17 protein-coding genes are annotated in these 19,422 nt (G+C 43.8%); 12 read left to right on the top strand and 5 right to left on the bottom strand.

Annotated features, from left to right (window positions below; genetic code table 11):
- Nucleotides 1-196: 196 nt before the first annotated feature.
- Together V7M78_RS12800 and V7M78_RS12795 are read right to left on the bottom strand one after the other, a co-directional pair.
- A complete protein-coding gene (locus tag V7M78_RS12800) occupies nucleotides 197-1,687 on the bottom strand; it encodes a tagaturonate reductase (RefSeq protein ID WP_333650108.1) in 1,491 nt (496 codons plus the stop codon).
- Between the two features lie 24 nt (nucleotides 1,688-1,711).
- Nucleotides 1,712-3,193 carry a UxaA family hydrolase gene (locus V7M78_RS12795; protein ID WP_333650106.1) on the bottom strand — a complete coding sequence of 494 codons (1,482 nt, stop codon included), beginning with the start codon at nucleotides 3,191-3,193 and terminating at the stop codon, nucleotides 1,712-1,714.
- 282 nt (nucleotides 3,194-3,475) lie between these two features.
- Here V7M78_RS12795 and V7M78_RS12790 point away from each other — a divergent pair, with 282 nt between their 5' ends.
- Nucleotides 3,476-4,144 (top strand): GntR family transcriptional regulator, encoded by a 669-nt coding sequence (locus V7M78_RS12790; RefSeq protein WP_333650104.1) that lies wholly within the window; start codon nucleotides 3,476-3,478, stop codon nucleotides 4,142-4,144.
- Between the two features lie 136 nt (nucleotides 4,145-4,280).
- On the opposite strand, the gene V7M78_RS12785 is transcribed toward V7M78_RS12790, so the two are convergent.
- From V7M78_RS12785 to iolC, 3 genes are read right to left on the bottom strand one after another with little or no spacing between them, the layout of a single operon-like run.
- On the bottom strand, nucleotides 4,281-5,783 hold the full coding sequence (locus V7M78_RS12785; RefSeq protein ID WP_333650102.1) for a CoA-acylating methylmalonate-semialdehyde dehydrogenase: 1,503 nt from the start codon (nucleotides 5,781-5,783) through the stop codon (nucleotides 4,281-4,283).
- A 23-nt stretch (nucleotides 5,784-5,806) separates the two neighbouring features.
- Nucleotides 5,807-6,634 (bottom strand): class II fructose-bisphosphate aldolase, encoded by an 828-nt coding sequence (locus V7M78_RS12780; RefSeq protein ID WP_333650100.1) that lies wholly within the window; start codon nucleotides 6,632-6,634, stop codon nucleotides 5,807-5,809.
- A gap of 15 nt (nucleotides 6,635-6,649) precedes the next feature.
- The gene (gene iolC / locus V7M78_RS12775; protein ID WP_333650098.1) at nucleotides 6,650-7,678 is read right to left on the bottom strand and encodes a 5-dehydro-2-deoxygluconokinase; all 1,029 of its coding nucleotides are present in this window, start codon (nucleotides 7,676-7,678) and stop codon (nucleotides 6,650-6,652) included.
- A gap of 223 nt (nucleotides 7,679-7,901) precedes the next feature.
- On the opposite strand from iolC, the gene V7M78_RS12770 reads away from it, so the two are divergent.
- From V7M78_RS12770 to V7M78_RS12720, 11 genes are all read left to right on the top strand, one after another.
- Complete coding sequence (locus V7M78_RS12770) at nucleotides 7,902-9,389, top strand: tagaturonate reductase (protein WP_333650096.1); 1,488 nt, start codon at nucleotides 7,902-7,904, stop codon at nucleotides 9,387-9,389.
- A gap of 99 nt (nucleotides 9,390-9,488) precedes the next feature.
- A complete protein-coding gene (locus tag V7M78_RS12765; RefSeq protein WP_333650094.1) occupies nucleotides 9,489-10,250 on the top strand; it encodes a DeoR/GlpR family DNA-binding transcription regulator in 762 nt (253 codons plus the stop codon).
- A 143-nt stretch (nucleotides 10,251-10,393) separates the two neighbouring features.
- The gene (locus tag V7M78_RS12760) at nucleotides 10,394-10,972 is read left to right on the top strand and encodes a chromate transporter (RefSeq protein WP_333650092.1); all 579 of its coding nucleotides are present in this window, start codon (nucleotides 10,394-10,396) and stop codon (nucleotides 10,970-10,972) included.
- Nucleotides 10,956-11,522, top strand: a complete 567-nt coding sequence (locus V7M78_RS12755; RefSeq protein ID WP_333650090.1) for a chromate transporter — start codon at nucleotides 10,956-10,958, stop codon at nucleotides 11,520-11,522. Before V7M78_RS12760 ends, V7M78_RS12755 begins: the two co-directional genes overlap by 17 nt.
- Before the next feature lie 467 nt (nucleotides 11,523-11,989).
- The gene (locus tag V7M78_RS12750; RefSeq protein ID WP_333650088.1) at nucleotides 11,990-13,291 is read left to right on the top strand and encodes a lactate racemase domain-containing protein; all 1,302 of its coding nucleotides are present in this window, start codon (nucleotides 11,990-11,992) and stop codon (nucleotides 13,289-13,291) included.
- A 30-nt stretch (nucleotides 13,292-13,321) separates the two neighbouring features.
- Nucleotides 13,322-14,584, top strand: a complete 1,263-nt coding sequence (locus V7M78_RS12745) for an ABC transporter substrate-binding protein (RefSeq protein ID WP_333650086.1) — start codon at nucleotides 13,322-13,324, stop codon at nucleotides 14,582-14,584.
- Between the two features lie 97 nt (nucleotides 14,585-14,681).
- On the top strand, nucleotides 14,682-15,554 hold the full coding sequence (locus V7M78_RS12740) for a branched-chain amino acid ABC transporter permease (protein ID WP_333650085.1): 873 nt from the start codon (nucleotides 14,682-14,684) through the stop codon (nucleotides 15,552-15,554).
- A 13-nt stretch (nucleotides 15,555-15,567) separates the two neighbouring features.
- Nucleotides 15,568-16,545, top strand: coding sequence for a branched-chain amino acid ABC transporter permease (locus tag V7M78_RS12735; RefSeq protein ID WP_333650083.1), 978 nt, complete (start codon nucleotides 15,568-15,570; stop codon nucleotides 16,543-16,545).
- A complete protein-coding gene (locus V7M78_RS12730; RefSeq protein ID WP_333650081.1) occupies nucleotides 16,546-17,298 on the top strand; it encodes an ABC transporter ATP-binding protein in 753 nt (250 codons plus the stop codon).
- Nucleotides 17,298-18,020, top strand: coding sequence for an ABC transporter ATP-binding protein (locus V7M78_RS12725; RefSeq protein ID WP_333650079.1), 723 nt, complete (start codon nucleotides 17,298-17,300; stop codon nucleotides 18,018-18,020). Before V7M78_RS12730 ends, V7M78_RS12725 begins: the two co-directional genes overlap by 1 nt.
- Nucleotides 18,021-18,116: 96 nt before the next feature.
- Nucleotides 18,117-19,400, top strand: a complete 1,284-nt coding sequence (locus tag V7M78_RS12720) for a lactate racemase domain-containing protein (RefSeq protein ID WP_333650077.1) — start codon at nucleotides 18,117-18,119, stop codon at nucleotides 19,398-19,400.
- The last annotated feature ends 22 nt before the right edge of the window (nucleotides 19,401-19,422 follow it).

Below are 19,422 nucleotides of genomic sequence, written 5' to 3'. Positions count from 1 at the left end.
AATAAAGTGGGGAATTTTCTCCGCCATTTTTGGGACTTTTTTATTGACAATCACAGACAGCCAGAACTTTGCGCTTTCATTTTAACCAACTTTAAATATGCAAGTACAATATTTTTCTTAGTTTTATTTTAACAGTTTTAAAAACGGAGTCCATTTCTCTCTTATGAGAAACAGACTCCGTTTTTACGTTTATTAATTAATTCAAGCACTCTTTCATAACTTCATAAGCGCCTTTTTCCTTAATTGCCTTCAAATAACTGGCAACAGCAGCTTCGAAGCCTGGGATTTTGGTCAGATCCTCATCCCAGAAATCAACATTGGTGCAAACGGCATGAGTAAGCGCCTCTGCATCGTCATTTCTGTGGTCATAGAAGAACTGAAGAATCGGCTTGTCATCCTTAACAGAGTATTCATCTCCTGCAGGACGCACTGCATTTAAGCTGTCTTCTGTCAGTGTGGTTCCGTTATAAAATGCCAGATAGAAAGCAAAGGAAGCGGTAATGCACTTTGGAAGAGTTCCGGTTTTCTCTACATATCCCTTAAGAGACGGCATTACGCGGGCTTTCCACTTTGCGGTGGAGTTTAAGGAAATAGCTAACAGGGCGTGGTCGATGAATGGGTTTTTAAAACGCTCTGTTACAGAAGCTGCGAAGCTTTCCAGCTCTTCTTTTGGAAGAGTTAAGGTTGGGAAGATCTCATCGTAAATGGTCTTGTTCATAAAGTCGCAGATGACCTCGTCATCCATACAGTTACGTACGATATCCTGTCCGGCAAGGTAAGCGCCTAATACAAAGGAGGTATGAGCGCCGTTTAAGATACGTACCTTTCTCTGCTTATATGGCTTGTGGTCGTCACAGATTAAAACAGGAAGTCCAGCTTCTTCAAATGGAAGCTCCTTCTTTAAGCTTTCCGGCGCTTCGATAACCCAAAGGCCGAATACTTCACCTGTGTTGATTAAGTTATCCTCATAGCCTAATTCCTCGCAGATAGCAGCAGCTTCATTTCTCGGATAACCTGTTACAATACGGTCTACCAGGGTGGAGCAGAAGAGGTTTTCATTCTTCACCCAGTTGATGAAGTCTTCACCTAAATTCCACTGTTCCGCATACTTTAATACGCATTTTTCCAGCTCTTTTCCGTTGTTGTCGATCAGCTCACAAGAGAGGATAACAAAGCCTTTTCCAGCTTCTTTTCCAAAGATTTCAAATCTCTTGTATAAGAACTGAGTCAGCTTTCCAGGATAGCTGTCAGCAGGAACATCGGTAAACTGGCAAGCAGGATCATAGGCAATTCCTGCCTCAGTGGTGTTGCAGGCAATATAGCGAAGATCTGGGTTCTTTGCACAATCCAGAACTGCATCGTAATCCTTATACGGATTTAAGCATCTGCTTACGCAGGAGATCACGCGCTTTGCATTTACTTTCTCGCCGTTTTCAAAGCCGCGGAGGAAGAGGGTATAAAGTCCTTCCTGCTCATTGATCATATCTGCAAGGCCGGGAGCGATAGGCTGGCATAAAACAACCTTGGAGTTGAATCCGGTTTTCTCGTTGAGAACATCAATAAAATAATCCACAAAAGCTCTTAAAAAGTTTCCTTCGCCGAACTGCAGCACACGTTCCGGAGCCTCCTTTAAAAGGTATCCGTCGTAGCCCAGTTTTTCCAGTGTCTCATAACATAACTTTTCCATTTGAAAATCTCCTTTTTATTAATCTTATAATGTCACACCCTGCTTAAAGATGGCCATATCGTGGAAACCTGCTTCCTCAGACTTTACTTTCTTGCCGGAAGCTACTTCTATAACAAAATCAAAGAACTGATTTTTAAGGGTATCCATATCCGTATCTTCTACCAAAACGCCGCAGTTAAAATCGATCCAGTTTCCTTTTTTAGAGCTCAATGCGGTGTTGGTGGAAATCTTCATGGTCGGAACAGGACATGCAAAAGGAGTTCCCCGTCCGGTGGTAAACAGAACAATGTGAGCGCCGGAAGCAGCCAGGGCAGTGGAAGCCACCAAGTCATTTCCGGGAGCATTTAAAAGATTTAAGCCTTTGGTGCGTACCGGCTCTCCGTATTTTAAAACGTCCACAATAGGAGCGCTTCCGGATTTTTGTACACAGCCTAAGGACTTGTCCTCTAATGTGGAAATGCCGCCCTTTTTATTTCCAGGAGAAGGATTCTCGTAAATAGTCTGATTGTGTGCGGTAAAGTAGTTTTTGAAATCATTGATCAAGTCCACGGTCTTTTCAAAAACTTCTTCAGTCTGAGAACGGTTCATGAGAAGAGTTTCTGCACCGAACATCTCAGGAACTTCTGTCAAAATAGTGGTTCCGCCCTTGGAAACAAGCATGTCGGAGAATGCACCAACCGTAGGATTGGCTGTGATTCCTGATAATCCGTCAGAGCCGCCGCACTTCATGCCGATGATCAGCTCGCTGCTGCTGATAGGCTCTCTTTTAAAAGAACCTGCATATTCCACTAACTGTTCGATCATTTCCATGGCTTCTGCCATCTCGTCTTCGGATTCCTGAGCTACCAGGAATTTCACTCTGCGTTCATCATAATCGCCGATGTAAGGCTTTAACTCTGCCACGCTGCTGTTTTCGCAGCCAAGGCCCAGAACCAGGACGCCGCCTGCGTTGGGGTGGTTGATTAAGTCTGCCAGAATGGTTCTGGTATACTCCTGGTCATCGCCCATCTGAGAACAACCGTATGGATGAGGGAATGCTGCAATTTCATCAATGGTGCCTGTCACAAATTTCTTTGACATAGTTTCCAGGGAAGTGGCAATTTTGTTAACACAGCCCACAGTTGGAATGATCCAGATCTCATTGCGGACTCCAACTTTTCCGTTTGGTCTGCGGTAACCGTTAAAGAAACGTTCTTCTGTAGGCTCAAGGGTGGTGTCCTGCTTGTCGTACGTATAGGTCAGCAGATCTCCCAAACCTGTTTTTAAATTGTGGGTGTGAATCCAGGAACCGGCCTTGATATCTTCCTTTGCCAGACCGATGGCATTGCCGTACTTGATTACTCCGGATTCAACTGATATATCAGTGAGGGCAAATTTGTGCCCCTGGGGAATATCCTCCAGGAGAGTGATGGGGCTGCCGTCAACGGTCAGTTCTGTACCGGAAGCAAGGGGCTTTAATGCAACTGCAACGTTGTCCAGGGAATGAATTTTAATAAAATCCTGCATAAGCTTCCTTTCCTTTCTTTATGTGTTTTTAGCTGTTATTGATAATGTAAGCACTTACATAGAGCATACACTATTTTGTGAAATTCGTCAATAGGAAAACAAGGTAATTGACGAAGTCAATAGGATTGTTATAAAATTATCTAAATAAGTGTTGACAATACAATTCTATATGAAATAAACTATAGATAAAACTTAAAATCCTCAAAATTATTTTGTTTTAGATTACGATGGCTAAAGCGGCTGGTTTACCGGCGTCCGTCATCACGGCAGAAGGGGGCTATTATGAATAGATCGGCACGAGAGGACAAAGTATCAAATGCTTACGAATATATAAAAAATAAAATTGTACTGGGTGAATATCTCCCTTTGCAGGATATCTCAGACATGGAACTGCAAAAGGAGCTGAGTATGAGCAGGACTCCTATCCGGGAAGCGATTCAAATATTGGAGAAGGATTCTTTTGTTAAGATTTATCCGCGGAAAGGAACTCTGGTCGGTGAAATAGATTACAATCTGGTCAATGCGATTTACGAGGTCCGTCTGCTGAATGAGCCTTATATAGCAGTACAGGCCTACCGCATGTTAGGGCGTGACTGGCTGAAAAAAATGTATGATGCATTTGAAAATCCGCCTCAATTTAAAAACCGCGAGGAATATGTCAGATATTATACCAAACTTGACGATAACCTGCACAATACCATTATTGCCCAGTCACAGAACAGCTTTTTAAAAGAACTGCTGAATGTGGTGGCGGACCACAGCAACAGAATCAGAGTATATTGTGCAAAAGTCAACCAAAATTATGCACATTCCATTGAGGAACATCTTGAGATTCTGGATGCCATGATACGCAAGGATGATAAAGAAGTAAAGGCAAGTTATGAGAAGCATATTAAAAATTCCTGGAATGACACAGTGGAATTTATATTTCCCAAAAAACGTTTAACGTAAACATACGAAAAAACATATTTATGGAGTGAAACTGCGCCTTGAAACGGCTTTAAAGCCATCAAGACGCAGCTTTATATAGTTTTTACAGCAATGCTATGCTTCGGCAGTCTTTTCCTGAGGTTTTGCAGCCATGTGATTAAATGGTGCCATCCCAGGAATCTACTTTTTCTCTTTTCATTTCATCTTCGTCAAACCAGCGGGTTGTTACGCATTTGGATTCCGTATAAAAGCGCAGGCCATCCTTGCCCAGGCAGTGAAGGTCTCCAAAGAAGGAATTTTTATGGCCGGAAAACGGGAACATACCTACCGGTACAGGGATTCCCACATTAACACCAACCATGCCGCCATGGGTTCTCTTCTGGAATTCCCGGGAATAATAACCGTTTTGCGTAAAGATTACGGAGCCGTTGGCAAAGGGGCTGCTGTTCATAAGGGCCAGTCCTTCTTCAAAATCCTTAACCCGTTTGATGCATAATACAGGTCCGAAGATTTCCTGGATTCCCACGGTCATTTCTGAAGTCACATGATCGAAGATGGTGGGGCCCATAAAGAATCCGTTTTCAAATCCCGGAACAGTACAATTTCTGCCGTCTAAAATTATCTCAGCTCCTTCTGCAATTCCGGTTTCAATCCACTTGGCAACAAACTGCTTATGGGAAGCGGTAACGACTGGACCGATATCCGTATCCCTGGCAACGGATTCGCCAACCTTCAGGGCTTTGGCTTTTTTCACAATGCTTTCCACTAACTGGTCTGCAATGGATTCCTGGACAACTACAACGGGAAGTGCCATGCACCGTTCTCCGGCACATCCGAAAGCGGCGTTAATGATTCCGGCTGCGGTACGCTCGATGGGAGCATCCTCCAGGACCAGGGCGTGGTTTTTCGCTTCACACAGCGCCTGGGCCCGCTTACCGTTTGCTGCGGCTTCTTTATAAATATGCAGGCCTACGGAAGTGGAGCCTACAAAGCTGATTCCTTTGATGTCAGGATGCTTCATAAAAATTTCCGCTTCATTCCGTGAACAGGTGACAATATTTAAAACGCCATCCGGAAGACCGGCTTCCTGGTAAAGCTCTGCAATCCGCATACAGGTCATAGGAGTGGGGCTTGCAGCCTTAATCACAATGGTGTTGCCCGCAGCAATGCACATGGGAGCCATCCAGCCCATAGGGATCATGGCTGGGAAGTTAAAGGGAACAATGCCTGCGAACACGCCTAAGGATTCACGGTATAAGGTGGTATCCACGCCGCTTGAGGCATCCATAAGGCTTTCTCCCATCATCAGATTGGGAGCATTGATGGCCTGTTCTGTCCCTTCTTTTGCTTTCAGAACATCTCCCTGGGCATCTCCCCAGGACTTTCCGTTTTCCGTAGCGCATAAAGCGGTCAGCTCGTCTAAATGTTCGATGATCAGATCCCTTACGCGGTAAAGAATCTGTACCCGCTTTAACACAGGGGTTGCAGACCATGTGGTATAAGCCTTTTTGGCAGATTCAATAGCATGTTCTACCTCGTCCTCGGTACAGCATGGAGCCTTTGCAATGATTTCTCCTGTACTTGGGTTATAGACATCCATGTATGTTTCGGTTTTTGAAGAAATCCACTGCCCGCCGGAAAAGAATTGTAATGTTTTCATTTAATAAATCTCCCTCTCGTTTTTTATTTATATTGTAAGGTCAGCATTTTCGCTTTTGCTGTCTGGCAAACTGCTTTCATCGGTTCCTGGAACAGCTTAATTCTGTCGTATGCGCTTGGATTCTCCTCCATAGCCTTTCGCAATGTCTTTCCAAAGGCCATCCGAAGGGAGGTACCGATATTGATTTTCATGGCTCCGCTTTGGGACAGTTTGGTTAAGTCACTGTCAGCCACGCCGGTTGAGCCATGAATGACCAAAGGAACAGAAACCTTGTCCCTGATTTCCTTCAGCCGGTCAAACTGCAGGTTTGCCGCCTGTTGTTCCATTCTGTGTACGGTTCCGATGGAAACGGCCAGGCAGTCAACCTTGGTTGACTCTGCAAAGAACAGGGCCTCTTCCGGTTCGGTAAAAACGGTTTTTGCCTGGATAGCCGGATCAGAGTATCCCACGGAGCCGATTTCCCCTTCCACTGTAATTCCCAGAGGATGGGCATAATTTACCACTTGCCTGGTTATTGAAATATTTACTTCCATAGGAAGCTGTGAGCCGTCAAACATGACTGAGGTAAAGCCTGCACCAATGGCCTCCTTGATGGTGTCAAAGCTGGTGGAATGGTCTAAATGGACACAGACCGGTACGGAGGCCTGCTGGGCCAGGTAGGTCATGATTTTTCCCAAAACAGGCAGAGGCATATGAGTCACAGCATCCCTGTTAGCCATTAAAATCACCGGTTCTTTCAGTTCCTCGGCAGCGGCCACTACTGCAGCGGCATCTTCATAGCCGAAGATATTAAAGGCTGCAACAGCGTAATCCGGGTGCTGGCTGAATATTGTATTTAAATTTGTTAACACAGATCAATCCCCCTGTTATTTATCTTTTTCAATTTTGCTGATCACTTTGCCGTAAGCTTCCCTGGATTCCTTGATAAAGCTTTCCAGAGATTCAAAATCAGGCATGGAAGAAGAGCAGCTTGGGCTGGCAATTACCATAGAAGCGCTTGCCGTTGCCATTTCAAGTGATTGCTCGATGGTAAAGTTTTTAAGAAGACCGGCTAAAAATGCGCTGGAATAAGCATCGCCTCCTCCGGTTGCTTTCAGTGCCTTGACAGGAAATGGTTTTACCTGGTAAGCGCTGTCGTCGGAACAGTAGACCCGGGAGCCTTCCTTTCCGTGTTTGATGATGACAATTTTAGCCCGCTGCTTAAACCAGTGGTCAGCTGTCTGCCAGTCATCGTAATCAGAAGAAGCGGTCATGGAATCCATCCGGTCAAATTCTTCTCTGGAGCCCATAATAATATCTGCGTATTTTGCCGCTAATGTATAGTAAATAGAGATCTCATCATCGCTTTTCCAGGTTTGAGGACGGTAGTCAATATCAAAAACAATGACGCACTGATTTTTCTCTGCCAGTTCCAGCACCTTAAAAACAGCTTCTCTGGAAGGGGAGGCAGCCAAAGCTGTTCCGGAAATAACAACGCATTTGGCTTTCTTTATATACTCTTCATCAATTTCCTCAGGAGAAAGCTGCAAATCGGCAACCGGGCCGCTCCGGTACATCATTAGGTTGGTACTGCCGTCTGCTCTTGTCTCCGTAAAGGCCAGTCCCAGAGTTTCATCGCCCTGGCAGCGGGAAATATGAGAGATATCAACTCCCTGTTCCTCTAAATAACCGACAACGTAGTCTCCCAGGCTGTCGTTTGAAACCTTTCCGATAAATCCGGTTTTTATGCCCAGATGGCTTAAGCCTGCAGCAGTATTGGCCGGAGAGCCGCCTACATACTTATTAAATGTGGTACAGGCGGTAAATGGCTCGTTAAAATTGACAGGATTAAAATCAATGGCAATCCTTCCCACAGGTACGACGTCAATAGGGCGTGAGGAATCAAATGTGATCATGGACAAATCCATCCTTTCTGAAATCAAAATGATTAAGTTATGATAATAATTTGATGAAATTATATAGCTTTTGTGTTTTTAAGTCAATACTAAAATAAAAAATAATTTAATATCACCGTATTGTCCTCAAAATGGCAGGCTTTACTTTGATTTTATATTGACAAGAAATAAAATATGGTTATAATAATGATAAACAATTGATAAAGTTTTGAAAGGAGATTGGATGAAACGTTTAAGTTATGATGTCCTGGAAGAGCAGGGCTATGAAGGTTATCTGCTGAAGGAAGGACCGGAGCGGGTTCTTCAATTCGGAGAAGGCAATTTTCTGCGCGCCTTTGCAGATTATTTTATTGACATTGCAAATGAAAAAGCCGGTTTTCAGGGAAAGGTCTGCATTGTACAGCCCATAAGCAATGGTCTTTCTGATGCAGTCAATGAACAGGAAGGCCTTTGCACCATTTATCTGCGGGGCTATGAAAACGGAGAAAAGGTGAGCCGGAAGAGAATCATCAGCAGCATAAACCGGGCTATAAACCCCTATGAGGATTACCGGGAATTTTTAAAATGTGCAGCGAATCCTGATTTGAGGTATATGATCAGCAACACCACGGAGGCAGGGATTTCTTTTGACGGTACCAATAAGTATGAAGACACTCCGCCGGATAATTTTCCTGCGAAGCTGACCCGTTTTCTCCATGAGCGTTATTTAATATTTGGAGAGGAAAAAGGAAAGGGCTTTGTTATATTATCCTGTGAACTCATTGATCATAATGGGGATGAGCTGAAACGGTGCGTGAAAGAGTATATAAAGCTGTGGGGCCTGGAAGAAGGCTTCCTTTCCTGGCTGGAAAGAGAAAATACCTTTTGTTCCACCATGGTTGACCGCATTGTAACAGGATATCCGGCATCAGAGATCAGTGACCTTGAAAAAGAAAACGGATATGAGGACCGTTTAATCGATACCGGAGAGATTTTTGCAATCTGGGTTATCGAAGGGCCGGAGTGGCTGAGAGAGGAGCTGCCCTTTGAAAAAGCCGGGCTTCCGGTGATTGTCTGCGAGGACTGTTCTCCCTATAAGAACCGGAAAGTCCGCATCTTAAACGGCGTTCAGACCGGCATGGTGCTGGCATCCTACCTTTCCGGTTATAATATTGCCCGTTATTGCCTGGATGATCCGGTGATTATGGGTTATATGGAACGAATGGTATATGAAGAAATCATACCGGCCCTGGATCTGCCTGAGGAGGAAAAGCTTTCCTTTGCAAAAGAGACCTTTGAACGGCTGGCAAATCCGTTCATTGACCATAAACTGCTGGCAATATCTTTGAATACCACCTCAAAGTGGAAGGCGAGAGATCTGCCCAGTGTGAAAAGCTTTTATGAGAAATTCGGAAAGCTGCCTTCCAATCTGGTGTTCAGCTTTGCAGCCTATCTTGCTTTCTATCACTGCAGCCGCTTAGATGACGGGCATATGGTCGGCTTAAGAGGAGAGGAAGAATACTTTGTCAATGATGACCGGGAGGTTCTGGAATTCTTTATGGAACACAAGGATGACACGGTTCCCCAACTGGTTCAGGCTGTATGCAGCAATGAAAAGATGTGGGGCGAGGATTTGACAAAGCTGGGCGATTTTGCTCTTATGGCAGAAGTGTATTTGAACAGGATTTACGAAGTGGGAATGCATGCAGCCATGGAAATGTTATCTTCATAATCGGATGGACGGCGCCTTTTATGAGAAGTTGAAAAACAACTTCTCATAAGTTATACTATAGTGGAATAATGATGAAAATTTATGATTGGGGGCACATGCATGAAAGACAGCCGTATTAATGAGATGAAGGAGTACATTGAGAAATGCGGAACCGTATCCATGGAGGACTTAAGCAGGGAATTTAAGGTATCCCTGGTAACGGTGCGCAGAGATGTCAGTGAACTGCAGCAGACAGGCCTGATTGAAAAGGTATACGGCGGTGTCCGAAAAAAGTCAGGAGGAAATCTGATTGCCTTTGAAGAGCGGGAGATCCGGAATATTGATGGAAAAATGGCCATCGGGCGCAGAGCGGCAGAGCTTGTGGCTGACCAGGACATTATTTTCATTGATTCCGGAACAACCACGGCATGCGTGGTGGATTTCCTGGAAGGCAAGCAGGTAACTGTCATCACTTCCAGCCTGGAGGTAATTGAAAAGGCTGTAAAGCTTGACAACATCGAACTGATCTGCGTCACCGGAATTTATAACAAGACCACCAATTCCTTTGCAGGAATTGATACGGCCGAAGCTCTGGGCAAATATAACATAACAAAGGCTTTCATGGCGGCGTCGGGAATTACCATTGAATCAGGCATCACCCATGCATCACCATGGGAATATGACATTAAGACAACAGCAGTAAGAAAAGCCGGACAGGTTATTTTGATGGCAGATGAAAGCAAGTTTGATGCGGTCACCCTTGTGACCTACTGTATGCTTCCGCAGGTGCACACGGTGATCACCGATGTCCGTCCTTCAGAAGAGTTTGTCGAGTACTTTGAAGAGCAGGGGATTGATCTGCAGATCGCGGGTCAGAAGTAAAGAAGAGATATGTTCAAATGAATATTTTTAATAAGTCCGCCCGGTGGCGGGCTTATTAGCTTTAATGGCCATTTTGACACAACCCCTTTTGTCATGTATAATCAAGGAAGTTTGCATTTTAGTATTTATAAGGAGGGGCGTGTATGCGTTCTAAAAATATCTATTGGCTTTTATTTTCAAAAATGTTTTTTATCAGTGCCTTTACCTTTGGAGGCGGTTATGTGGTGCTTCCAATGCTTCAGCGTTATTTTGTTGATGAAAATCCCTTGATTGAATCGGAGGAACTTTTGGATATGGCTGCCATTGCCCAGTCTTCTCCGGGTGCCATTGCTGTCAATATCTCCGTTTTGACAGGTTACCATCTCAGAGGCATAAAAGGCGGGATCTTGGCAGGGATAGCCACCACCCTTCCCTCATTATTGGTTCTCTCAGTTATTTCTATGTTTTATGCAGCTTTTCGGGACAATGTACTTATCTCAGCCATTCTCAAAGGCATGGAGGCAGCAGTTGCTGCAACAATTGTGGACTTTATATTTACCATGGCTTCCGCCATTACAAAAGAAAAGAGCTGGTACTTTACATTGCTCATCCCGGTTGCATTTATTGCCAACTTTATATTTAATGTCCCCGTTGTCTGGATTCTTGTGATCAGCATTATTTGTTCAGCCCTGTATGCTCTGTGGATTGTGAAAGGAAAGACTTACCATGAAAGCACTTCTTGATTTATTTTTAGCTTTTTTCAATATTGGATTATTTAGCATTGGCGGGGGATATGCTGTCATCCCGCTCATCCAGCAGCAGGTGGTGGAACAAGCGGGATGGCTCACTTTACAGGAATACAGTGATATCATTATTATTTCACAAATGACGCCGGGGCCTCTTGCCGTCAATACCTCTACATTTGTGGGGATTCGTGTACTGGGAATCATGGGGGCCATTGTTTCAACCTTTGGATGTGTAATCGGCGGATGCGCCATTTCTTTAGTACTATACCGCTGGTACTTAAAGCACAAACAGAATCAAACCATTTTTTATATTGTAAAAGGTCTCAAATCCGCCTCCTTAGGTTTGATTATCTCAGCCGGCGTTCTTATGATCTTTCTCGCTTTTTTTGGAACCATGGAGCCCAGCTTCAAGACCAATTCCATAAACGTCATAGCACTTTGTATTTTCGGAGTCTCATTCCTTCTGCTTCGTAAGTATAAAATAAATCCCATACTTATATTGACACTCAGCGGTGCAGCAGGGATTGTATTTTATTATCCATGGTAATATCTTTGAATTTCTTCATCAAATTTCAGAAAATGAAGCCGGAATTGCTTATTGCAAAACCGGTTTCATTTTTTTGTGCCAAAAGTCACTGAAGAACCGAAAAGTATTAGAAAAATAGCCAGTGAAATTCTGGAAAAACCAATAAAAGAATCTGACGTATTGACAAGTAAATCCAGATTGAGAAAGAGTAAAATACACAAAAATACGAAAAATAGGGTGTATTGCATACAAAGTACAAATAAAATACACAAAAAACAACTTGACTTTCAAAAGATGTTAGTATATTATTTACTTACAAATTCAACTGATATATCAGATGTATAAATGTTAAATTCCAGACACAATGATTTCGCCCCTGCATACAAATTCTGGTTGAGGGGAATCATAAGACAGGTATTACCTGGAAGATTTGGGGTGTTTCTGGAGGAAGGCTGCGAATGCAGCCGGTTAGCAAGGAAAGGATGATTATGAAACAAGATTATTCTAAGCAAAGAGATATTGTGGACAAAATCTGTCAGGATGTAGTTCTTCCCAGAATGGTAAAAGTCCGTCAGGTTTTCGATAAATCTCATTTGGAACCGGAAGAGATTCCGGATATTGTTTTCCAGCATTTGTCCCAGGATAAATTTGCCGGACAGATTCATGAAAATGACCGTATAGCTATTGCTGTAGGGAGCAGGGGAATCACCAATATGGCATTGATAGCCAAATCAGTTGTGGAATTTGTAAAGAGTAAAAAAGCAATCCCATTTATTTTCCCTTCCATGGGAAGTCATGGAGGAGCCACGGCAGAAGGGCAGAGAGCTCTTTTGGCAGGCTACGGCGTGACAGAGGAGTATTGCGGCTGTCCAATCCTTTCCTCCATGGAAACCGTTCAGATCGGAGAACTGGAATCAGGAATGCCCGTATTTATGGACAAGAATGCCCATGATGCGGATGGCATTATTCTCACCGGACGGATCAAGGCCCATACGGCATTTCGTGCACCTCACGAAAGCGGACTGATGAAAATGTCGGTCATCGGCATGGGAAAGCAGCAGGGAGCAGAAACCGTCCATGAATCAGGATTTGAAAACATGGGCGAATTGATGCCAAAGGTGGCCAAGGTGGTTCTTGGCTATGCCAATGTAATCTGCGGTCTTGGCATCATTGAAAATGCCTATGACCAGACCTATAAGCTGGAGGCATTAACAAAAGAAGAAATCTGGACAAAAGAACCTGAACTGCTTGTAGAAGCAAAAAGCAAGATGGGAAGAATCCTTTTCGATGAAATTGACGAGCTGGTTGTAGATGAAATAGGAAAAGACATCAGCGGAGACGGAATGGACCCCAATGTAACCGGCAGGTTTGCCTGTTACAAATCAGCCAGCGGAGGCATTGAGGTAAAGCGCATCGTAGTCCTGGACTTGACAGAAAAGACTCACGGCAATTTTAACGGCCTGGGAGTGGCGGATATTACCACAAAACGCTGCTTTGACAAAATGGATGCAGATGAGACTTATCCCAATGGAGTCACTTCCACAGTTTTAGATGTGGTGAAGGTGCCCATTGTAACCCGCAGAGATGAAACAGCCATTAAGCTGGGGCTGAAAACCTGCAACGGCACGGACAAGTCAAATCCTTATATTGTCCGTATCCGCAATACAAAGGATCTGGAAGAGATCTACATATCAGAGGCTATGCTGGAAGAAGCAGCGAAAAACCCTGATATCCAGATTCTGGGAGAGCCTGAAGAATGGGCTTTCGATGAACAAGGTAATCTTTTTTAAAGATAATAAAACTAAATGGAGGAAATTGAAATGAAAAAAACGTCATCTAAGATCCTTGCCCTTGGGTTAAGCTTAACTATGTTCTTAACCGCATGCGGGGCTGGAGGAGCAGGTAAAGCAACAGAAGGAACCACTGCTGCAGGCGCTGGTTCAAGTGCTGCTGCAGAGACTACTGCTGCTGCAGGAGGCGCAAGCGGAGAGACTTTCGTAATCGGTAACCCACAGCCTTTAACCGGTGTTAATGCACAGGTTGGTGAGTCTGCTAACATGGCGGCTGCACTGGCAGTTAAGGTGATCAACGAAGCAGGCGGCTTTAACGGAGTTCCTGTAAAGCTTGTAAACTACGATGATCAGGGATCTCCTGAGGAAGCAGTTAAGATTGCAAACAAGATGATCCAGGTAGATAAGGTAAATGCCATCTTAGGTTCTCTTACAAGCAGCAACGTACTTGCAGCCGGCGGAATTTACAATGAAGCTAAAATTCCTACCATCGGAACAGGAAACAGCCCTACATGGATGCTGCAGGGTTGGGAATATGTATTCCGTGCAGGACTGAACACAGCACTTTCCATGCCTCATATCGCTGAAAAGATGGTAGAACTGGATATTAAGTCAGTAGCAGTATTCCGCGGTCTTGATGATGCGGCAAAGAGCAGTGCTGAAGCATTTGTAGAAGAAGCTAAAAAAGTTGGAATTGAAGTTACAACAGTAGAAAGCTACACCGAAGGTGATACAGATTTCTCCGGCCAGGTAGCTAAGATGATCAATACAAAACCTGATGCAGTATTCTGTTCCACCAATGGACCGACTCAGGCAATCTTTGCAAAGCAGTTACGTCAGCTTGGATACAACAAGCTTTGCTTCAACCGTGAAGGTATTCCGGTAGATACTCTTAACGTTGCAGGCGAAGCAGCAAACAACTGGGTATTCTCTTATCCATACGTTGTATACAGTGATGTTGAAGAAGCTACAGATCCAGAGATGAAAGAATTCTTACAGCTTTATGTTGATGAGTACGGCGTTATGCCTTTCCATGACTGTGCATACAGAAGCTGGGATGCAATGATGGTATTCTGGGAGGCTTCAAAGATTGCAGGCAGCAACGACAGCGATGCAATTAAAGATGCTATCAGCCAGATCAAAGATTTCAAATCCCTTGGCGGAATGCTTGACTTCACCGACGGAACCCGTGAAGGACTTCATACTCTGAATGATTATATCATTTCTGATGGAAAATATCTTGATTTCAATCAGTGGCTTGAAGAAGGCAACTACGAAAAGCTTGCAGAGTAATAAAGTTGCGTTTCCGCATGACTGAACCGTAACACCACATATAATGGCCCGCCTATCTCCCTTCAAAAGGATATAGGCGGTTTCCTTGGAGGTAAATATGATAATACAGATTATTGTTTCTGGTCTTGTACTCGGCTGTGTTTATGGTTTGATCGCTCTGGGCTACAGCTTAATCTACAAAGCATCAGGAATGCTTAACTTTACACAGGGTGATATCCTCACATTAGGTGCGTTTTTGGGATATACCTTTTACGGAGTGTTTCACATCCCGTTTCTTCTTACAGTATTAATTGTTTTTGTTATTATGCTGGGCGTTGGAATGGTTCTGGAAAAAGGCATTATCAGCAAGTTGGTAGCAAAGGGAACTCTGCCGATTTATACGGTTTTGGCAACCATTGCTGTATCCTACATTATTCAGAACGGTTCCATGCTGGTATGGGGAACCCAGGCCATTAACTTCCCGAGAATTTTCAGCATCCAAAATATTAAAATATTTGGTGTAAACATTCAGACAGAAGCTTTTGTCTGCATTTTAATTTCCATCGTATGTATGTTAATTCTTCATATTTTCATGAAGCATACAAAATTCGGAACTTCTATGAGAGCTGCAGCTATGGATCCTTTGGCAGCCAGAAGCCTTGGAATCAACGTATCTCTTGCAACAGGCCTTACCTGGGGGATTTCTGCAGCTGTTGCTGCACTTGCAGGTATGCTGATCGGACCTCTATACGGCGTATACACCACTTTGGGTGCAACCATCGGAAGAAAAGGTTTCGCCAGTGCGGTTATGGGCGGTTACGGAAACATGTACGGTGCTATGGTCGGCGGTGCAATCCTCGGATTGGTAGAGACGTTTACTTCCGCTTACATTTCCTCTTCTTATAAAGACCTGGTAGCTTATGTACTGTTAATTACATTCTTGTTCATTAAGCCAACCGGTATCTTTAATGAGCGGGCAATTCAGGATTAAGGAGGAGAATGGAATGAATCAAACATTAAAAAATGCCATATCAAACAGAAAGAATGACTTTGTTATTCTTGTAGTCCTCTTATTATTGCCGATGCTTTTCAAAGCGATTAATTTTGAGTATGCATTTACTATCATAAGCTTTATCTTTATTTATATCGTAGCTGTATCTGGTTTAGACATTGTATTCGGCTATAGCGGACAGATTTCCCTGGGACATGCGGCTTTCTTCGCAATAGGTGCCTATGGATCTGCGATTCTTCACAAATATGTCCATATTCCGGTTGTACTTACCATGATCATTGCGGCTTTTCTTGCAGCCATCATTGGTGCAGCTCTGGCTTACCCTGCCTCTAAACTGGTTTTCCATTTCCTTTCTCTGGCAACCATTGCCTTTGGTGAAATTGTATATCAGCTGGTGGCTCAGTCTCCTTATGAAATCACAGGTAACTTTACCGGCTTCTTTACAGAATCCGTAAACCTTTTCGGCATTAAGCTCAATACCTACAACAAGTTTTATTACTTCGGACTTCTGTGCGTTGTTATATTCCTTACTATTAAAAACAATCTGATCAAATCCAAGGTTGGCCGTGCTTTTATCGCTATCCGCGAGAATTCCCATGCAGCAGACGGTATGGGTATCAATGTACGGAATTATAAGATTCTGGCATTTTCCATCAGTGCGTTCTTCACTGCATTTGCAGGCGGTATGTATGCTCACTGTGTAAGATTTATCAGTCCGGATACATTTATGTACAAGCAGTCTGTTATGTTCCTTACCATGCTTTTATTCGGCGGAACTGCTTCCCGTTTCGGTCCCATCTTCGGTGCCGTATCTGTACTCATATTAAATGAGGCACTTCGTGCAACTGAGAAGTACCAGTTATTAATTTACGGTGTTTTGCTGCTTATTGTAATCGTCGGACTGCCAGGCGGGCTTTACGGCGCATTCCAGGATATTATGGCAAAATTCAAAAAGAAAGGAGCAAAATAAATGCTGAAAGTCCAGAACGTAACCTTAAGGTTTGGCGGGTTGGTGGCAAATAATGATGTCTCCATGGAAGTGAGAGAAGGAAAGATCACCGGTCTGATCGGCCCTAACGGTGCTGGTAAAACAACCTTTTTCAACTGTATCAGCGGTGTTTACACTCCTAACGAAGGAAAGATCATATTTGAAGGGAAAGAAATTCAGGGTTTCCGCCCTTATCAGATAAATAAAGCTGGAATCAGCCGTACCTATCAGATCATCAACCTGTTCAGAAAAATGAAAGTATACGAGAATGTAATCGTAGGAATGCATTCCCGGTTAAATTCTAAATTTACAGATTCTCTTTTTAAGACAAGAAAAGAAAGAGAAGAAGAGCAGAAGGCTTATGGAAAGGCTCTGGAACTGCTGGATTTCGTAGGACTTCTGGCACTGAAGGATGAACCCGCAGGTTCTCTTTCTTACGGAAAGCAAAGACTTCTGGAAATCTGCCGTGCCCTTGCCAGCGATCCCAAGATCCTGCTGCTTGATGAGCCTGCGGCAGGTATGAATGCAACAGAAAAAAATGAGCTTGATGCTTTGTGCAAAAAGATCGTTGAACGCGGCATCAGCATTTTGATTATTGAACATGATATGAAACTGATGATGGGACTTGCGGATTACATGTATGTATTGAACTACGGAAAACTGCTTGCAGAAGGTATTCCTTCCGAGATTCAAAATAATCCTGCAGTTATTGAAGCATACTTAGGAGGTGAATAATGGGAAAGCATTTATTAGAACTGAAAAACCTTCAGTATTCTTATGGAAATATTAAAGTAGTACATGGAATTGACCTCTATGTAGATGAGGGTGAAATTGTAACCATCATCGGCGCCAATGGTGCAGGAAAAACCACAACTCTTCAAACCGTTTCCGGACTGACCGCAGCTTCCGGTGTAAAAGGTGAAATCTATTTTGACGGCAAGCGTATTGACCGTATGAGAGGACACTTAATTACCAATCAGGGTCTGGTTCAGGTTTTGGAAGGAAGACACGTATTTTCAAAGCTTTCCGTAGCAGAAAATATCCAGATGGGAACGTATATCCGTAAGGATAAAGCCAACATTAACAAAGATATTGACAAAGTATACGAAATGTTCCCGAGGCTGTATGAGCGCAGAACCCAGTTAGCCGGTACTCTTTCCGGCGGCGAGCAGCAGATGCTGGCAATCGGACGCGCCCTGCTTTGCAACCCCAGAATGATTTTGCTTGATGAGCCTTCTCTGGGACTTGCACCTATTATCATCAGAGAAATTTTTGAATCCATTGTTCGCATCAACAAGCAGGGAACCTCTGTTCTTTTCGTAGAGCAGAACTCCAAGATCGCATTGAATGTAGCCAACCGCGGCTATGTTATGCAGAACGGAGAAATTACACTTCACGATACCAGTGAAAACCTGCTGCAGAATGAGGAAGTTAAGAAAGCCTACTTAGGCGAATAGTTGCTTTTATGGCAGACATGGTACACGCTTGTTATGAAATCAATGGCTGTATACCATGTCTGTTTTATCTACACAAAGAAAGGGAAGTGCGTTGATATGAGAGAAAGACCTTTTATAGCAGATCTGGTCAAGGATGTAACCATCCCTAAAATGTTTCGGGTACGCCAGATATTTCCCCGTCCTAAAATTGAGCCAAAGGATATTCCCGGAGTCATAGAAAAACTGCTTTCAGAAGAAAAATTTTCTTCCCAGATTAAACCGGGGATGAGAATCGCAATTACAGCCGGTTCCAGAGGAATCGCAAACAATGCCCTGACCACAAAATGCATTGCTGATTTTGTCAAGTCAAGAGGCGGACAACCCTTTGTAGTTCCAGCCATGGGAAGCCATGGAGGCAGCACGGCAGAGGGGCAGAAAGCAGTTCTGGAAGGCTACGGAATCACAGAAGAATACCTTCAGTGCCCCATTCTGTCCTCTATGGAAGTGAAAAAAATAGGTGTCAATGAAGAAGGCGGAGATGTTTATATTGACAAATACGCCGCAGAAGCCGACGGAATCATCATCGGCTGCAGAATCAAGCCCCATACGGCATTCCGCGGTCCCTATGAAAGCGGAATCATGAAAATGATGGCTATTGGCCTTGGAAAGCAGTACGGAGCCGAGGTTTGCCACGAAGCAGGCTTTAAGAACATGGCAAAGAATGTGCCGTTGTTTGGCAAAGCAATTATCAAGTATGCCCCCATTTTATTTGCTGTTCCGACCATTGAAAATGCATACGATGAGACTTGCAGAATCGTAGCTGTAAATGCAGATGAAATCGAAGAAAAAGAACCGGCCCTCTTACAGGAAGCAGCTTCCTATATGGCCAAAATCCTGGTGGATTCCTGCGATGTTCTCATCGTAGATGAAATCGGAAAAAATTACAGCGGTGACGGAATGGACCCCAATATTACAGGAACCTTCTGCACCCCCTATGCCACCGGCGGCATTGATGCCCAGAGAGTGGTTGTTCTGGACTTAAGCGAAGAAACCCATGGAAACGGCATTGGACTGGGATATGCCAGTGCCACCACAAAGCGTGTGTTTGACAAACTGGACTTAGCTTCCATGTATCCCAATGCAATCACCTGTACTGTCCTTGGAGGTGTCAGGATTCCCATTATCATGGAAAGTGATAAGGAAGCCATTTCAGTCTGCATCAAGACCTGTAACGAGATCGACAAGACCCGGCCTAGAATTGTAAGAATTCCCAACAGCCTTCATCTGGAGCACATCATGCTTTCAGAAGATTATCTGGAGGAAATCAAGGGGATTGAAAATATTGAAATAGAATCTGAGCCAATGGATTTGCCTTTCGATGAGGATGGCATGCTTTGGTAGGAATTGAAGATAAGGAGATGTG

The sequence above is a fragment of the Lacrimispora sp. genome (assembly GCF_036758025.1).
Taxonomy (GTDB): domain Bacteria; phylum Bacillota; class Clostridia; order Lachnospirales; family Lachnospiraceae; genus Lacrimispora.
This window is presented reverse-complemented; position numbering and strand designations above follow the sequence as displayed.

What these genes read in the sequence shown, in the direction of transcription:
- V7M78_RS12765 (WP_333650094.1), top strand. Translation starts at nt 9,489, where the DNA reads ATGAAAGACAGCCGTATTAATGAGATGAAGGAGTACATTGAGAAATGC.
- V7M78_RS12725 (WP_333650079.1), top strand. Translation starts at nt 17,298, where the DNA reads ATGGGAAAGCATTTATTAGAACTGAAAAACCTTCAGTATTCTTATGGA.
- V7M78_RS12720 (WP_333650077.1), top strand. Translation starts at nt 18,117, where the DNA reads ATGAGAGAAAGACCTTTTATAGCAGATCTGGTCAAGGATGTAACCATC.
- V7M78_RS12745 (WP_333650086.1), top strand. Translation starts at nt 13,322, where the DNA reads ATGAAAAAAACGTCATCTAAGATCCTTGCCCTTGGGTTAAGCTTAACT.
- iolC (WP_333650098.1), bottom strand. Translation starts at nt 7,678, where the DNA reads ATGATCACATTTGATTCCTCACGCCCTATTGACGTCGTACCTGTGGGA.
- V7M78_RS12795 (WP_333650106.1), bottom strand. Translation starts at nt 3,193, where the DNA reads ATGCAGGATTTTATTAAAATTCATTCCCTGGACAACGTTGCAGTTGCA.
- V7M78_RS12755 (WP_333650090.1), top strand. Translation starts at nt 10,956, where the DNA reads ATGAAAGCACTTCTTGATTTATTTTTAGCTTTTTTCAATATTGGATTA.
- V7M78_RS12760 (WP_333650092.1), top strand. Translation starts at nt 10,394, where the DNA reads ATGCGTTCTAAAAATATCTATTGGCTTTTATTTTCAAAAATGTTTTTT.
- V7M78_RS12740 (WP_333650085.1), top strand. Translation starts at nt 14,682, where the DNA reads ATGATAATACAGATTATTGTTTCTGGTCTTGTACTCGGCTGTGTTTAT.
- V7M78_RS12750 (WP_333650088.1), top strand. Translation starts at nt 11,990, where the DNA reads ATGAAACAAGATTATTCTAAGCAAAGAGATATTGTGGACAAAATCTGT.
- V7M78_RS12785 (WP_333650102.1), bottom strand. Translation starts at nt 5,783, where the DNA reads ATGAAAACATTACAATTCTTTTCCGGCGGGCAGTGGATTTCTTCAAAA.
- V7M78_RS12770 (WP_333650096.1), top strand. Translation starts at nt 7,902, where the DNA reads ATGAAACGTTTAAGTTATGATGTCCTGGAAGAGCAGGGCTATGAAGGT.
- V7M78_RS12735 (WP_333650083.1), top strand. Translation starts at nt 15,568, where the DNA reads ATGAATCAAACATTAAAAAATGCCATATCAAACAGAAAGAATGACTTT.
- V7M78_RS12790 (WP_333650104.1), top strand. Translation starts at nt 3,476, where the DNA reads ATGAATAGATCGGCACGAGAGGACAAAGTATCAAATGCTTACGAATAT.
- V7M78_RS12800 (WP_333650108.1), bottom strand. Translation starts at nt 1,687, where the DNA reads ATGGAAAAGTTATGTTATGAGACACTGGAAAAACTGGGCTACGACGGA.
- V7M78_RS12730 (WP_333650081.1), top strand. Translation starts at nt 16,546, where the DNA reads ATGCTGAAAGTCCAGAACGTAACCTTAAGGTTTGGCGGGTTGGTGGCA.